The sequence below is a fragment of the Bifidobacterium callimiconis genome, from assembly GCF_003952005.1.
Classification (GTDB): Bacteria; Actinomycetota; Actinomycetes; order Actinomycetales; family Bifidobacteriaceae; genus Galliscardovia; species Galliscardovia callimiconis.
The window spans coordinates 20,413-36,564 of the sequence record NZ_QXGJ01000001.1; the positions used below are offsets into that span (position 1 = coordinate 20,413).

A 16,152-nucleotide genomic window follows, 5' to 3' on the forward strand; every position below is an offset into this window, starting at 1 on the left:
ACGTATGAGCACCATCAACAGACCAACAGGACAGACACGATGAACCTGGCGTATATCCCATCCCCAACCTTCTCCGAATTCCACCTCGGACCACTCACCATCCACATGTACGCGATCTGCATCCTCATCGGCATCTGCCTCGCCGTCTGGATCCTCACCACACGATGGAGGCGATACGGCGGCACCTTCGACCAAGTACTCGACACCACACTCGTCGCCGTCCCCAGCGGCCTGATCGGCGCCCGCCTCTACCACTGCGTCACCACACCCAGCGCCTACTTCCCCCCAACCGGCAACCCCATCAACATCATCAAAGTCTGGGAAGGCGGCATGGCCATCTTCGGCGGCATCATGTTCGGCGCGCTCGCCGCGTTCCTCTGGTGCCGACACAAGCACTACCCATTCGCACTCCTCGCCGACGCGCTCGCACCCGGCCTCATGGTCGCACAGGCCGTAGGCCGCCTCGGCAACTGGTTCAACCAGGAACTGTACGGCAAACCAACCACCCTGCCCTGGGGACTCGCCCTCAACGACGCCGACGCCATCGGCAAAACCCAGGTATGCTACGACGGCCAGCCATGCCCGGTGGGCACGCTGTTCCACCCCACGTTCCTATACGAGATGATCTGGAACCTGATCGGCGCCACGCTGATCGTGCTGATCGGCCACCGCCTGACCGGCGTGCTCAAGGCCGGCCAGCAGTTCGCCATGTACCTCATGTGGTACGGCGCCGGCCGCACCTGGATCGAAATGCTGCGCATCAACTACTCGACCATCATCCTCGGCCTGCGCATCAACGTATGGACCGCGATCCTCGTATTCATCCTCGGCGCCGCACTATTCACCCTGCTATGGCGGAAAGGCGCCGACACCAAGGAACTCTCCCGCCATCTGACAGCCATCACCACCGACGAACGCGAACGCATGGAAGCCGAACAGACCGCCAGCACGTCAGCGAAAAACAGCCGCTGATGCCAAATACCGAGAAGAAACACCATCACGGACGACCACTCGTCGCTCAACATCCCTAGAATGGGCCCTATGACGATTCAAATTGCACCAAGCATTCTGTCCGCTGATTTCTGCAATCTCGAACGCGATCTCAACGCGATCGCCAACGCCGACCTGGTCCACGTCGACGTCATGGACCACCACTTCGTACCCAACCTCACGCTGGGCGAACCCATCGTCAAGCGCATCTGCGAAGTAAGCCCCCTGCCCGTCGACGTACACCTCATGATCGAAGACCCGGACCGCTGGGCCCCCGAATTCGCCAAATGCGGCGCCCAGTCCGTAACCTTCCACATGGGCGCCACCCACGCACCCGTCCGCCTCGCCCGCCAGCTGCGCGACATGGGCTGCAAAGCCTGCTTCGCCGTCCGCCCCGCCGAACCCGTCGAACCTTTGTTCGACATCCTCGACGAATTCGACATGATCCTCATCATGACAGTCGAACCCGGCTTCGGAGGCCAGAAGTTCCTCGCCAACCAGATGGCCAAAACCCGCCGCCTGCGCGACGAAATCACCCGCCGCGGCCTCAACACCCACATCCAGGTGGACGGCGGCGTCAGCCGCAACACCGCCCACATCGTAGCCGAAGCCGGCGCCGACGTACTCGTGGCCGGCTCCGCCGTATACGGCGCCGACGACATCGCCGCCGAAATCGACCTGATCCGCTCCAACGCACAGGCCGCATACCGAAACTGAACGACACCCAACCGGGCATCGTCCACACGGCCGACGGACACCAACACCGCCGGCCGACCACCATAAAGGAGAACCCCAAGTTATGAAGACCTTCGATTCCTTGTTCGAAGAACTCAGCGCCAAGGCCGCAACCAAGGCCGAAGGATCCCTGACCGTCGAGGAACTAGCCAAAGGCACGCACTTCATCGGCAAGAAGCTGGTAGAAGAAGCAGGGGAAAGCTGGATCGCCGCCGAATACGAAGGAGCCGATCGCACCGCCGAGGAACTCAGCCAGCTGCTGTACCACATCCAGGTGATGATGATCGACCGCGGCATCAGCCTCGAGGACGTCTACAAGCACCTGTGACCCTCAACCCAACACGCGCCACAACGCACCAACACAAAGGAGATCGATTCCAATGCTGAGAATCGCCGTTCCTAACAAGGGAATGCTGTCAGAACCATCATGGAACCTGCTGCAAGAAGCAGGATACCGACTGCGCTCCAATTCCCGCCAACTCGTCGTCGAAGACCCGGACAACGGCATCGAACTGTTCTACCTACGCCCGCTCGACATCGCCGTATACGTCGGCCGCGGCACCGTCGACGTCGGCATCACCGGACGCGACCTGCTCCTCAACTCCGGCACCGAAGCCATGGAAACCATGGCACTCGGATACGGCGCCTCCACCTTCCGCTTCGCCGCACCAAACGAATCCGACATCACCGCGCTCGCCGACATTGACGGCAAGCGCGTCGCCAGCTCCTACGACAAGCTGGTCCACGATTACCTGGAGAGCCGCGGCATCCACGCCGACATCATCCACCTGGATGGTGCCGTGGAGTCCTCGGTCCACCTGGGCGTCGCCGACCTCATCGCCGACGTGGTGTCCACCGGCACTACGCTGCGCAACGCGGGACTGCGTATTTTCGCGGATCCGATCCTCCACTCCGAGGCGATCCTCATTCGCTCTCCGCGACTTGCCGAAGGCAACGACGAGCTCAAGATCCTCTCCAGGCGACTCAAGGGTGTGCTCACCGCCCACAGCTACGTGCTCATGGACTATGACATTCCCGTTGAGAAGGTCTCCGCGGCCGTGGCCATCACCCCGGGATTCGAATCCCCGACCGTCGCTCCGCTTCATGATTCCCAGTGGGCCGCGGTCCGTGTCATGGTGCCGCGTGCACAGGTAAACAAACTCATGGACGATCTCTACGAGGTGGGCGCACGAGCGATCATCGTCACCGCCATTCAGGCGTCCCGAATGTGATCACGACTCCATGAGCCGACAGCCAACACACACCAATGCGGAGGAGGAAGCGTTCAGTCCGGAGCCCCAGAACATCATCTGGACCGTGCCGAACGCCATCAGCTTCCTCCGCATTCTCTCCATACCCGTCATCGCCGTACTGATCTCCAAACGTTACCTTGTTTGGTCGCTCATCATTCTGGCCGTCTCCTCGGCATCGGACGGCGTCGACGGCTACATCGCCAGACGGTTCAATCAGGTCAGCCGCATCGGGCAGATTCTCGATCCCATCGCCGACCGACTGCTCATCATCTGCTCCATGCTCGCTCTTGGATGGGCCGATATCCTCCCATGGTGGCTGCTTATCGCCGTGGGATCGCGGGACCTTGTCATGCTGATCGAGGTGCTCATCCTCTCCAACAACGATTACGGCCCATTGCCGGTGCATTTCGTCGGCAAGGCGGGAACCGCGCTCCTGCTCATGTCCGTCCCAGTGCTCATCGTCGCCGACCTTGCCGTCACGCCATTCTTCATGGTGCTGCACTTCATCGGCGTCGCTGGCGCCGTATGGGGTGCAGCGCTCTACTGGACCGCCGGCATCATCTACATCACCCAAGGCGTCGGTCTCCTTGACACCGCACGCACCACCGCCGAAAGCCGTCATGTCCATGTCCGGTGACCGCGCCCCCATATCCTATCCGACAGACACCGGGAATGCGCCGATACACCGTCGGTCGGCGCACTCCCGTTCCGTCTTCGGTCTGATCAATCGCCACGCCATCCACGACGACACCCACGTCGTTGGACGATCACGCCGACGCCGTGTCGTCGACGAATCACTCCACCTCATCGATGACCTCACCAACCGGCCGATAGACCCGCTTTTCGAGGATTCCACGCTGGTCGTTCAGGAACAATCGCCGGCCATGATCTGGATCACCAAGATCCTCACATTCATCTTCTGCGTCATCGTCGGCGTATCCGGCTGCGTCATCGTTCAGGAACTGCATATGAACACCAGGCAGAAGGTGCGTCAGGAACTCGCCAGCCAGGTCGCCTCGCGAACCGCCGAACAGCATCAACTCGAATCCGACGTCGCCTCGCAACGCTCCCAGATCGATACCCTCACCCAAACCCTCAACACCGGCAACGAGGACTCGCAGACCACCAGAGACGCCATTGCCAATGGCACCATCGCCGTTCAGGGCAGCGGCATCATCGTCACGCTCACCGATCCCATCGCCGCCGAAGACCAGAAAGGCGACCTGCCCCGAGACAGCAACGGCCATGTCATCCGCGTCGTCTCCGACACCGACCTTCAGGCCTTCATCTCCCAACTCTGGGCGGCCGGCGCCGAAGCCATGGCCATCAACGACGTCCGCATCGGTGTTCAATCATCCGTACGCGTCGCCGGACAAACCATTCTCGTCGGCGTCACCTCCATACAAAGTCCGTACAAGATCCAGGCCATCGGGGATCAGAACGCACTGGCCTCCGCCGTGGGCAAGCAGAACAACGCCGACCTGTACCAAGCGCTGGGCGATGTCGGCATTTACCCGAATGTTTCGAAGTCGTCTAAGCTGTCATTGAAGGCCTCGGGAGCTCCCGACCTCAAATACGCGAAAGGGGTGAAGTAATGCCGGCAATCATCGGGCTCATCGTGGGCATCGTCGTGGGCATATTCATCAAACCGGACGTGCCCATCGCCCTGCAGCCGTATCTGCCGATCATGGTGGTGGCGGCCATCGACGCGCTACTCGGCTCGGCGCGAGCATATTTCGAACGAAGCTTCTCCGATCGTGTCTTCGTCATCTCCTTCCTATCCAACGTCGTCACCGCGGCGCTGCTGGTGTTCCTCGGCGATCAGCTCGGCGTGGGCTCTCAGTTGACCACGGCCGTGATCGTCGTGCTGGGCATTCGTATCTTCTCGAATGTGTCGGCCATTCGACGCTTCATCTTCCGAGGCTGATGCCGATGAAGCAGATTCAGCATGACGATGGGGGAAAGGCCTCGCAGAAGCCGGCGTTCAAACGATTCTGGCATCAGGAGATGGCCGATGAACTCAACGACGACCTGTCGACGGGTACGTTCCCCCAGGTCAAGAAGAAGCCGCCGAAGACCAGACGGTCCGGCCGGGCCAAGATCCTGACATCGATACTCATGACCCTGCTGTGCGCCCTGCTCGGATTCGGCTATGTCACTCAGCTGCAGAACTCGCAGTCATCGTATTCCACGCTCAGCGAGGACGAACTGGTGCGACTGCTCGACGAGACAAGCAAGCAGATCGACAATCTGGAAAGCCAGAAATCACAGCTGTCCGAACAGCTCAAATCCATCCAGTCCGCGGCCGACAAGCAGAAGGAGGTCGAGCGTGTGGCCAAGGAGAACGAGGAGAGCAGCGGCATTCTATCCGGCAGGCTTCCGGCACAGGGGGAGGGGGTCGTCATCACCATCGGGCAGAAGGACAAGCACATACCCGCATCCACCATGTTCACGCTGATCGAGGAGCTGCGCAACGCCGGGGCCGAGGTCATGGAGTTCGACGGAGTGCGGGTCGTGACCTCCACGTCACTGCTCGACACCGAAAACGGTCTCAACTGCAGCGGTCAGAACGTGGAGCCGCCGTATGTGATCAAGGCCATCGGCGATCCTTCGTCATTGCAGAACGCCGTGCAGATCGCCGGCGGTGTCGGCTCGCAGCTGCGCGTGAAGTACGGTGCCGGCGTGACCGTCAAACAATCCGACAATGTGCAGATCGACTCAGTGAGACAATCAACCGACTATAAGTACGCCAAGACTGTAGAATAGAACCATGACTGATCCGATTCCTACCGCCGGAGAAACCACCATCATCGGTATCCCGGCCATTCATATTCCGATTACCAGCACGGGGGACAGGCCCCTGACCCAGCAGGATCTGGACACCATCGCCCGCCTGAGCGACGACTCCGCACTGCTGATCTCCACCCGTGGCGCGGTGTCCGGATCCCGTTACCTGCTTGACGAGGACACCGTCAACGTGGGTCGTGATCCGCGCGCCGACATCCTGCTCGATGACTCCACCGTCTCCAGGGCACATGCCGTCTTCCATCGCGTCAACGGCCAGTTCACCGTCCAGGACGCCGGTTCACTCAACGGAACCTACGTGAACCGCCAGCGTGTGGACGAAGCCGTGCTGCACAACGGCGACGAGATCATGATCGGCAAGTTCCGTCTGGTCTTCTTCACCAAGTCGGCCGTCGTGACCGCCTGACCCAGTCGTCAGCCGATCTTCGAGGATCGAGAAACCCTGCCGTGTCGATTCGGCCGATGAATCGACACGGCATTGCTATATTCGGTGCGTTCCTACATGATGATCTAAACTGGATAATGCAGTCCGATTCAGCATCACGTGGAAGGGGCTTCAATGACCGAAGACTCCACGAACACCAGTTCCGCGATCCGATTCCGTCTGCATAGATCAACGAACGAACGGATGGAGGCGGCTCCTCGTCATGCCGTTCAGGGATATCTTTTCGAGATGGCGGGGGAGACCGCATGCAGCGGGGGATACCGGGGGAGTACTGCGGCCAAGGTGGCGGGAATTTCCCTTCGACAGCTTGACTATTGGGCGCGTAAACAGATCGTGACCCCCTCCATCAGATCACTCGGGCCGACTGCGCCGTCGTCGCATGGTGGCATGCAGGGTCTCTATGTCTTCAGGGATGTGGTGATTCTGGCGGTTTCCAAAAAATTGCTGGACGCCGGTGCGAGCCTGAGGAATGTGATCACGGTCATTGACAGCCTGAAACGGCATACGACCGATGATCTGTATGACATCATCATGGCGTGCGACGGCGAGACCGTATACGAATGCACGACGGACGAACAGCTGATGCGGCTGATTCATGATGGACGGACGATCTTTGGCATATCGGTGGGAACGGTATGCCGTCAGGTCGGTGAGGCATTAGCGTGCGAGGAATTCGTGGTGTCCGGGACGGAACCGAACTCCGTATCGGGCACCACATCATCCGCAACGGCGATGGAATCGTGCGAACCATTGGACGAGTTCACTGCACGGCGTTTGCGTAGACAACGGGAACTGCGTACGGAACAGGCCCGTAATGCTCGACTGCCGCAAGCCCAGAGGGAAGGACTCGAGGCATAGATATGACGGATATGCGTGACGATCGGGGATGACTCCAATATATAATCTGACATAATGTACATTATCGGTACGATAGATATCATGATGAACCTACGAAAAACGCGCTCATGCGATGTGGTGTCATGCACCATGATGAGCGCGTTTCTTTGTGTCAGATGTTGACGTATACGTCGACGCGTACCGGATGCACCGGTCGAATGAAATGATCAGTCGGCGAAATACTTCGTTACCGCGTCGAACAGCTGGTCGACGGTATCGATGATCAGCGTCGCCTTGTGCTTCTCGAGCTCGTTCGGCTCGGCGTAGCCCCAGCGGCAGCCGATCGATCCGATGCCCGTCGCCATGGCGCCGTCCATGTCGGTCCAACGATCGCCGACCATGACCGCCTTGTCGCCGGCCGATTCGTCGTAGCCGATATGCTCGAAGCAGTATCGGATCACCTGATCCTTGTCGAGACGCGACGTGTCCATGCTGGCGCCATACACGCCGTCCACCATGCCGGTCAGATGGAAATGCTCGCATACCGGAATGGCCTGCGGTTCGGGCTTGCAGGTGGCGATGGCGAGGTAATATCCGGCTTCGCGGAGCTTGGCCAGCTGCTCGGGAATGCCGGAATACACGGTATTGAACAAGCGTCCCGGAACCTTGTTGCCCGGCTCGTTCGGATCGTCGAACACCGCGGCGTCGGAATAGTAATGGCGATAGATCCTTACGGCACGATCAAGCTCATCCCCCGCCGGAATGCCATTGCGCTGGAAGGATTCCATGATCGACGGACCGATGAACCGATGCAGCTCATCATTGTCGGGCACCGGACGTCCCAGCTCTTCGAACGCCTTGGTCACCGAGGCGATGATGCCGGGATCGGACTTGGTCAGGGTGCCGTCAAGATCAAGCAGGACAACGCGTGACGGATGGCTGAGCATGAGAACTTCCTCTCTGTTTCAATTTGTTCATCGATTTGACATTGGTATGTGGCGTATGCGGAACATCGTCGCAGTGATCATCTCGGTGCTATGGGATTTCATATAACGATCCTGCTATTTGACGATAATCACGACAATGCCCGACCACAGTGATCGTGGCCGGGCATTGCAGTCCGCTTATTCGTAATCCGGGATCCAGCCCTCACGGTGCATCTTCAGACGCTTGTCGAGCAGCTCCTTGAGCTCCTCCTCGCTGCGGCGTTCCAGCAGCATGTCCCAGTGGGTTCGCGTCGGCTTGGCGATCTCATTCGCCTCGGCATCCTCAGCGCCCTCACGGTGGGCGGTCTGACCGCAACGGCACTCCCACTCGGCGGGAATCTCCGCACCCTCGGCCAGCGGCAGAATCGTCCTGTGGCCCTTCGGGCAGACATATGCCACATCGTTACGCGCGGCGAAATCGACGTTGTCGTCCGATTCGAGTGATTTGGCACCGATGCTCATACCACGAAGCGAGCGTTCAGCCATGCTAGTTCCTCCTGTACCTGTACAACCGTATCCACGCTACAAAACAGTGCAGACCTTGATATTATTCCCGGCCTTCCCCGAGGACGGTCCCGTCAGTCAACGCCCGAGTAGGCGACGATGCCGCGATTGATCAGATCCGCGGCCTGACGCGCCGTCGTGGCCACGTCCTCGCCGTCGACAGCGAGATACGGACCCGTCTGCGCCACCTGACCGAGAATGTCGGCCAGACGCTTGCAGGTACGGACGAAATCACCGCCGGTCATATCGCTATTCTGCAACACGACGGACAGATCACTGCCCTTGGCCCATTCGTAGGCGATGTCGACCATGCCGAAATCCAGCTGACGTGGCGCGTCGAGACCGGCATCCTCGCAGATGACGTTGATTCGCGACCAGACCCGCTTGGCCTGCATCGCCACCTGCTCCAGATTTCCGGGATAGCGACGAGGCTCCCCCGAACCGCCACGTCGAGCCTCGTAGACGAACGCGCTGCACAACGCGGCGACCTCGGCGGGCTTAAGATCGGCAAACAGACCGGATACCAGGCACTGCGCCAACACCAGATCAAGCTCGCTGTACAGGCGACGCAACAACTGTCCACGTTCGGTCAGCACGTAATCGGCGGGACGATCATCGAGAGGCTCCCCCGTGGCCGAAGACGCCGCCACGCCCTCCAAATACCCCAGATTCTCAAGAATCATGCAGATCGCATCGAATCGGCGTGCAACCGAACCGGTTCTTGAGTCATACCGGTGCTGCACACGCTCCAGTTCACGACTCTCCCTCATCCAACGATGTCCCCAACGCATATGCTGAGCCAGATCCGGACAGGAACGGCAAGGATGATCACGATCCTTCTCGCGAAGCTCCGCGATACGGCGATCCAGATCACGGAACGCCTGGGAACGTTCCTGCTCGGAACGGAAGTTACGGTGCTTGAGCGCCTTGCGCTCACCACGCTCCAGATCGGTCAGACGCATCCGCACCTGCAGAAAATCACGGAAGTCTCCCCTGTCGCAGACGAACGCGCGTTCATATCCATCCAATGCGGTGCGTAACGTAACGATCTGCGACTCCAGCGTTTCGGCGGACTCATTGGCCTCCCACTGCGCGAAGGAATGATCCAACGTGGCGCGCGCCGTCCGATAATCACTCGAATCCAGCAGATTCACCGCCATGTTGAACGTCGGGCGGAAACTCGAATGCAACGGGTACACGCGCTTCGACGACAATGCCGCCGCCGTAGCCGCCTGAAAATCACGATGATCCACCACCACCGCATGGCCAATGGAATCGATGCCTCGTCGGCCCGCACGGCCCGTCAGCTGGGTGAACTCCCCCGGCGTCAGCGGCACATGACCGGTACCGTTGAACTTGTCAAGCTTCTCCACCACCACGCAGCGCGCCGGCATATTGATGCCCAACGCCAACGTCTCGGTGGCAAACACCACCTTCACCAGACTCTCTTCGAACAGGCGTTCGACGATCTGGCGAAACAGAGCGATCATACCCGCATGATGCGGCGCGAACCCCTCCTCCAACGCAAACCGGAAATTGGCGAAATGCAACGTGCGCAACTCATCACGAGTCAGCTGCCCATCGACCATCTCATCCACGATCTGACGGATACGACGGGCCTCCTGCGGCGTGGTAAGCTCCAGACCGGCATTAATGCACTGCTGAACCGCCATATCACAGCCATTACGGGAGAAAATGAAATATATGCCGGGCAGCAGATCGAGATAATGCAGCTCATCGACCACAGCCCACCGTTTCGGCGTATACCGTTGCGCACGAGACTCACGACGGTCAGAATGCCCGCCACGACCCCGACCATGGGACCCGCCACGACCCCCGACACGTCGTTCCGCAATACGATCCAACTCCGAAATCCGCGACACCAGATCCGGATTCAACTGCGTACTCGTTGCCGAACGATACAGGTCATAGATCTCCGGTTCATGACGCTCATCCCGCTGCACCATCACATGCTGCTCCAACGGCACAGGACGCCGCTCCGACACCACCAAAGCGGTATCGCCCCTTGTCGACTCTATCCACGCGGAGAAATCCTCCACATTGGACACCGTCGCGGAAAGGCCCACCACACGCACCTGCCGGGGAAGATGAATGATGACCTCCTCCCACACCGGTCCACGGAACCGGTCGGCAAGATAATGCACTTCATCAAGCACCACATATCGCAACGCGGTCAGCGTCGTGGACTGCTCATACAACATATTGCGCAACACCTCGGTGGTCATCACCACGATGTCCGCCTCGGAATTGATCGATGTGTCACCGGTCAGCAGGCCGACCCTGTCCTGACCATACAGTTCAACCAGATCATGATACTTTTGATTGCTCAGCGCCTTGATAGGCGTGGTATAGAACGCCTTGACATTGCGCTCCTGAGCCAGAAACACGGCGAAATCCGCGACGATGGTCTTACCCGCACCGGTAGGCGCGGCAACGATCACATTATCCCCCGCCTCCAAGGCGTTGATCGCATCAAGCTGAAAATCATCAAGCGGGAAATCAAGCGTCTGCGCAAAACGGTGCGCCGCGCTCGCGGAATGCTTCTGGCGCTCGCGGAATGCCTGATACCGTGCAGCGGGACTGTCGGGCTGCTGCATCGTGTTGTCGGCCTCGTCGGTGCCGCTGCCGTGCTTGTGTCGATGACGACGTGCCATCAGTGTTCCTCCCCCGTATGGCGATTGTCTTCGATGGTGTTCCAGCGCTCTCGCACCATGGGAGGTACGAGTAGCCGAAGTGCCTTGCCGTGTGCATCCACAGTGACCGGCAACATGCCGATGCATTCGCCGTCCGACATCAGCACCGGTGGGGTCTTTCCCTCATCGATGGCGTCGATCGTGATCGAACGGATACGCCGATAGCCGATCACCGGTTCGTTGAGATGCATGCCGCGATACGCCTTGGCGAGAATTCGCAAAGCTTCGGAGGCGGTGGGAAGCCATTTGGCCCACAGCATTTCCAGCAGCCCATCGGCGAGATCGGAATCCGGCGACGCCTGAATGCCACTGCCGATATACGGCGCATTGGCCACGGCCAGCAACGGTGTGAGCAGATCATGGTCGTTGACGGAATGATCCTCGTTCGTGACCGAAACATGGAATCCGTAGTTGCCTACGTGTGATGCCTCACGGATGCCGGCCTCCAGATAGCGAAGCGTACCAAACGGCAGACTCGACTGGTTCGCTCGATCATTGATGGCCGCGTCGATAGAACAGTTCAGCATGCCGGCAAAGAACGTATCGATGCGGTGTCCGCCATCCTCCGGGGAATAGGCGTGTCCGAGATCCAGCACGATCGTCGAATCATAGGAGAGCGCGGCTGCGATGCCCTCGGCGCTGGTTTCGATACGGCCGATCGGCAGATCAAGTCCTCTGGCGAAATCATTGCCCGAGCCGCATGCGATGATGCCGAGCGGCACGTCACAGTCGGCCACGGCGTTGACGCCGATCGATACCATGCCGTCGCCTCCGACGACGATCAGGGCCGCGGCATAAGTGATCGCACGACAGGCATTCTCCAGCGATTCCTCACGGCTATGGCCGGTGATGTCCACCACACCGAAGCCGTGCCGTCCACAGGACTCTCTCAGTGCGGAGATGGCATGGGAAGCCGCACGTGATCCATGTCCGTTGTTCGCTGCGGGATTGGTCAGCACTGCGACGATGCCACGACGATGCGACCGGACCTTCCCGGTGTCGTGGTCAGCGACCGAGGTCATTGAACGTCTTCCAGCGCTTCCAAACGGTAGCATGCCTGCTCCTTGTTTCCTCCTGATGCCTGATCACCGCGGAATGGGCATCGGCGTATCGATCGGCCGATACCTCAAGCGGCAGAATAAACGACGGCGCCTCGGCATCCCCCGTCGTCGGTTCCTGATCAAGACGCGCGAATATATCGGCGATGCGACCGCCCGTCTCATTGACCGCGTGCAGCGCCGCCAATGCACGTCGAACCGCATATACGGATCCCGTGATCAGCATCGCGAGCAGAAAGATCACCAGCAGTACCCATACCCATCCCGGCATTCGTGCGTCTCCTTACTTCAAGGCCAAAACCAAATTGGCCCATCATTCAGACTACTTGGTCCTCCTGATGGGCGTGATGTCGTTCGTCACTGGGCCGGCGATGACGATTGCGTGGACGATGCATTATCGCCCAGCGACAGCTCTCTGGTGGCCCGAGCCGTGATCATGGAACGCAGTGTTCCCGGTGACACCGCCACGATATGACGGGCATGGGCGATGCAGAACGCGACGAACCACGAATCGGACGAGACCGTCAGATACACCTTTTCGCCATTGCCGCACTTCTCCACACGAGCATCCTGCAACGAATCGATGAACGGCAGATCAGGCTTGTCGGTGACGAACGACGCCGCAGTACCGTTGTCGAAGCTCCACTGCCGCAGTTCCGAGATCGGCACATCGGGCACTTCGATCGGCTGATCGGGCTTGACGACGTCGGCGCGACTGATACGGGCCAAGCGCAGCACCTGCCAGTCCCGGTGCCGCTGATCGGCGACATCCGCAGCCGGAATGTTGAACGACGATTCGGTGGCACCCTTCCACACGGCCGTGTAGTACACGCCCTCGTCCACGAAGATCTTCGCCGGAGCGACGAGCTTCTCCCTGACGCGGCCAGCGCCGTCGGTGTACTCGATATTGAGCAGCGACTTGGAATGAATCGCACTGTCCACGGCCTGGAAGCACTGCGGCTCCATTTCGTAGCCGGTCAGCGACAGCCACGGGGTCTCCCCCGGTTCGGTATGTTCACGCAGCCGGGCATACAGGGAACCGGCCTGACGTCGCGACTGCGGCGGCAGGAGCGGCGAATGGGCAAGATAGCTCACCGAGGCGGTCAGCAGACTCAGATACTGGGGTGAGATGCCGGCAAGGCGTTCCAGTCCCAAGGAATTGGTGGCGCTGATAATGCCTTCGGCCTCGAGCAGGGACCAGTCGATGTCGAAGAACTGGCTGCCCGCCATTTCGCCGTCATCGGAAACCGTGGTCAGCGTGCCGATATCCTTGCGGATCACGGCGACAGACTTCTTCAGCTCGTCCTCGTTCTTGGCATGACCGATAAAACGTTCCGCCAGATCGGTCATGGGAAATTCCTCACCGATATGCGCGGAAAGGAACAGCATGAGACGCAGTCGACGATCCACCTCAGAACCGGTCTGGAACGACGCGCTCAACGCCTTGCGCCCCTTCGACTTGCTCTTGGCGTCCTCGGTCTCGGCATTGTGATCGTTCGCAATGGCCAGATCGCGCCTGGCCTGAATCGCCTCCTCGGGATGATCGGCCGACCCCAGCTGGGTGGCTGCATGAAGACGGCGATTGAACGCGTCGGCAGCCTCCTGAGGGCTGACGATCGAGGAACCGGGATGCTCAAGCACGAACATCGCAAGATCATCGGAATCGGTGTAGGCCACGTTGATGTGCTCGCCGTCCACGTCAACGGTCGCGGCGAAGCGGCGGGAATCGATGACCTTCACCAGCACGTCAGGAATCGTCTGCGTGCCCAGACCGGGCGCAATGGAGTCCAGACCAAGGCCGGGAACCGGCATCTGCGGTACGCGCGGTGCGGTTCGAGAAACCTTGGTGTTCTCCTGGGACTCCATGCGCTGCGAGGCGGATGACAGCGAGATTGACTGTGCGAGATAATTGGCCGCGGCGAGAACCGGAAGATCCTCCTGCTCGAACCGCATGCGAATCCTGGGCTCGTCACCGAGCTGCAGGCGGTACGACGCGAAATCCTGTCCTTCGGACTTCGACGAGTACTCCGGCTGCCGGGACTCGATGGCGATGCCCATAGCCGCCAATTTGGCGCGATCTCGCTGGAACTGCTTGGCGAACGCCGCCTTGGCCGCCTGATCGGCCAACTCACCATATGAATCGGCATATGCCTTGACTCGTTGGGCGATTTGGCGAGAAGTCAGCCATTGGGGGAACGCCGATGAAAGTACGGCCAGCACATCCAGCTCATGCTTGCCCCATTTATCGGAGAAACGGCGCCTTCCGTTTGAAGCTCCCTCAGCCATCTGTCCTCACGTCTCGTTAACGTTGATAGTTGTATGTAGGCGCAAGAGCGCCTGTAGACATTCTACGGGTATTTCTTCGTAAAACCATGGTTTTTATGAAAAATTACCCTAATGGGCGATTTCTCGCCCATTGTCATTTACAACCAGTCGTCCGGTTCGACGCCCAGAGGCCCGATGAATTCGCCGTTTGGCACGTACGCCGGATCTCCCTTGTCTTCGAGCAATGCGTCCGAGAAGCATTTCACATTCTGACCGAACGTCCAGTCGCCCTTGACGGTGAAGGACTTGGCTGCGGCCAGGGACGGCACGCCATAGGGGAAACGCTCGTCGAAATCGGCGATGTTCTTGTAATAGCGAGGATCAAGGTCGACCTCGGGGAAGATGTAGTTGCCATCCTCCATCTCATAGGAATCCGTCAGGTGGAAGCGATCGGAACGCATGATGAACAGATCGTTGGTCGTCTTCACCGGAAGGAATCGAGGACGGTCCACCTCGATGCAGGTGGCGCCATCGAACAGCGAGATGGCGGCGCCCATGGCGGTCTCAAGCTGGATGACCTTGGTGGTGGAGGAATCGGTGGGGTCCACGGTCTTGCGATTGCGGATGACCGGCAGCTCAAGCACGCCGTTGGTGGCGGCCAGCTTCTCACGAAGATCACGCACACGCACCCAGATGTTGTTGGTGTTGAAATACGGGTGCTTGGCGATATTGGTGGCATCCGCCTTGTCATCCGGGTGCACCTGGCTCATTTCGCGCAGCGAAAGACGACCGGTCTTCTTGTCGCGCACGATGTGACCGCCCTTGCGGTCGGCCGGAGTCTTATGCGCCACTTCGACCATGAACGGGGCTCCGGACTGGGCGAATGCGCCTGCCAGCGTGGTGGACGGGCGGGCACCCAGATTGTCGGAGTTGGAGATGAACAGGTATTCGATGCCATGCTCCAGCAGGGAGTCCAGCAGACCGGATTCCCACAGCGTGGCGAACACATCACCGTGTCCCGGCGGACACCATTCGAGTTCGGGATTCTCCGGATGCTCGACGGGGGCGCCGGTGGCGGCATCGATCTTCGGTTCCACATGCTGGATGATCTCCATGGGAATGTCGTCCTGGTGGAAACGACGGTTGTGATGCAGCACGGCCATGGATTCCTTCGAGGTGCGGAAGGAGTTCATAAGCGTCAGCGGCAGCTGCACGTTCTCGCGGGTGCGTGCCGTGATGACCTGTCCCAGAATAATGTCAAGGAAGCGCATGCGCTTCGCCTTGTGACGGCGGACGGGCAGCAGCGACTTCGGGCCGGCCAAACCCATTGAGGTTCCCAAGCCGCCGTTGAGCTTGAGGAATGCGGTCTTGCGGAACGCTTCGAGCGCCTTGTCGTGGTCGATGGTGTGATGGATGTCGCGTACGGCCGGAATGTCGGTCAGAGGCTCAACGTCCTCCTCGCGGATCCACTCGGACTGATCGGCCTGCCATGTGCGGTAGAGTCGCTCGAACTGCGAAATGGCGATCTCGCTCATGCCATGTTCGCGCATCTTGGCGGCG

General features: G+C 59.8%; 17 protein-coding genes. 10 read left to right on the plus strand and 7 right to left on the minus strand.

Features of this window, described 5'->3' with window-relative positions; all coding sequences use genetic code 11:
* The first annotated feature begins 39 nt into the window (after positions 1–39).
* The 10 genes from lgt to D2E23_RS00145 all read left to right on the plus strand — a co-directional run bounded on the left by lgt (position 40) and on the right by D2E23_RS00145 (position 7,086).
* Positions 40–972 (plus strand): prolipoprotein diacylglyceryl transferase, encoded by a 933-nt coding sequence (gene lgt, locus D2E23_RS00100; protein ID WP_126029005.1) that lies wholly within the window; start codon positions 40–42, stop codon positions 970–972.
* A 69-nt stretch (positions 973–1,041) separates the two neighbouring features.
* Positions 1,042–1,707, plus strand: coding sequence for a ribulose-phosphate 3-epimerase (gene rpe / locus D2E23_RS00105; RefSeq protein WP_126029006.1), 666 nt, complete (start codon positions 1,042–1,044; stop codon positions 1,705–1,707).
* Positions 1,708–1,789: 82 nt separating this feature from the next.
* A complete protein-coding gene (locus D2E23_RS00110) occupies positions 1,790–2,053 on the plus strand; it encodes a phosphoribosyl-ATP diphosphatase (RefSeq protein ID WP_126029007.1) in 264 nt (87 codons plus the stop codon).
* A gap of 52 nt (positions 2,054–2,105) precedes the next feature.
* Entirely contained in the window at positions 2,106–2,957 is an 852-nt protein-coding gene (gene hisG / locus D2E23_RS00115; protein ID WP_126029008.1) for an ATP phosphoribosyltransferase, read from the plus strand.
* A 10-nt stretch (positions 2,958–2,967) separates the two neighbouring features.
* Entirely contained in the window at positions 2,968–3,615 is a 648-nt protein-coding gene (locus D2E23_RS00120; protein WP_126029009.1) for a CDP-alcohol phosphatidyltransferase family protein, read from the plus strand.
* A gap of 247 nt (positions 3,616–3,862) precedes the next feature.
* Positions 3,863–4,573 carry a DUF881 domain-containing protein gene (locus D2E23_RS00125; RefSeq protein ID WP_164520593.1) on the plus strand — a complete coding sequence of 237 codons (711 nt, stop codon included), beginning with the start codon at positions 3,863–3,865 and terminating at the stop codon, positions 4,571–4,573.
* The gene (locus D2E23_RS00130) at positions 4,573–4,905 is read left to right on the plus strand and encodes a small basic family protein (protein ID WP_093961576.1); all 333 of its coding nucleotides are present in this window, start codon (positions 4,573–4,575) and stop codon (positions 4,903–4,905) included. Before D2E23_RS00125 ends, D2E23_RS00130 begins: the two co-directional genes overlap by 1 nt.
* Positions 4,906–4,910: 5 nt before the next feature.
* On the plus strand, positions 4,911–5,744 hold the full coding sequence (locus D2E23_RS00135) for a DUF881 domain-containing protein (protein WP_164520594.1): 834 nt from the start codon (positions 4,911–4,913) through the stop codon (positions 5,742–5,744).
* A gap of 4 nt (positions 5,745–5,748) precedes the next feature.
* Positions 5,749–6,189, plus strand: a complete 441-nt coding sequence (locus D2E23_RS00140) for an FHA domain-containing protein (protein WP_126029011.1) — start codon at positions 5,749–5,751, stop codon at positions 6,187–6,189.
* Positions 6,190–6,342: 153 nt separating this feature from the next.
* Positions 6,343–7,086, plus strand: a complete 744-nt coding sequence (locus tag D2E23_RS00145; protein ID WP_126029012.1) for a MerR family transcriptional regulator — start codon at positions 6,343–6,345, stop codon at positions 7,084–7,086.
* Between the two features lie 206 nt (positions 7,087–7,292).
* Here D2E23_RS00145 and D2E23_RS00150 read toward each other — a convergent pair whose 3' ends face one another.
* The 7 genes from D2E23_RS00150 to D2E23_RS00180 all read right to left on the minus strand — a co-directional run bounded on the left by D2E23_RS00150 (position 7,293) and on the right by D2E23_RS00180 (position 16,142).
* A complete protein-coding gene (locus D2E23_RS00150) occupies positions 7,293–8,012 on the minus strand; it encodes an HAD hydrolase-like protein (protein ID WP_126029013.1) in 720 nt (239 codons plus the stop codon).
* A gap of 177 nt (positions 8,013–8,189) precedes the next feature.
* Complete coding sequence (locus D2E23_RS00155) at positions 8,190–8,537, minus strand: RNA polymerase-binding protein RbpA (RefSeq protein ID WP_126029014.1); 348 nt, start codon at positions 8,535–8,537, stop codon at positions 8,190–8,192.
* Between the two features lie 92 nt (positions 8,538–8,629).
* Complete coding sequence (locus tag D2E23_RS00160; RefSeq protein ID WP_420897280.1) at positions 8,630–11,230, minus strand: DEAD/DEAH box helicase; 2,601 nt, start codon at positions 11,228–11,230, stop codon at positions 8,630–8,632.
* Positions 11,230–12,291: a diacylglycerol/lipid kinase family protein gene (locus D2E23_RS00165; RefSeq protein WP_164520595.1), complete on the minus strand. Its 1,062-nt coding sequence runs from the start codon at positions 12,289–12,291 to the stop codon at positions 11,230–11,232. Before D2E23_RS00165 ends, D2E23_RS00160 begins: the two co-directional genes overlap by 1 nt.
* Entirely contained in the window at positions 12,275–12,598 is a 324-nt protein-coding gene (locus tag D2E23_RS00170; RefSeq protein ID WP_126029016.1) for a hypothetical protein, read from the minus strand. The genes D2E23_RS00165 and D2E23_RS00170 overlap by 17 nt, the downstream gene beginning before the upstream one ends.
* A gap of 86 nt (positions 12,599–12,684) precedes the next feature.
* Positions 12,685–14,613 carry a helix-turn-helix transcriptional regulator gene (locus tag D2E23_RS00175; protein WP_126029017.1) on the minus strand — a complete coding sequence of 643 codons (1,929 nt, stop codon included), beginning with the start codon at positions 14,611–14,613 and terminating at the stop codon, positions 12,685–12,687.
* Positions 14,614–14,750: 137 nt separating this feature from the next.
* The gene (locus D2E23_RS00180; RefSeq protein WP_126029347.1) at positions 14,751–16,142 is read right to left on the minus strand and encodes a UTP--glucose-1-phosphate uridylyltransferase; all 1,392 of its coding nucleotides are present in this window, start codon (positions 16,140–16,142) and stop codon (positions 14,751–14,753) included.
* Positions 16,143–16,152: the final 10 nt, after the last annotated feature.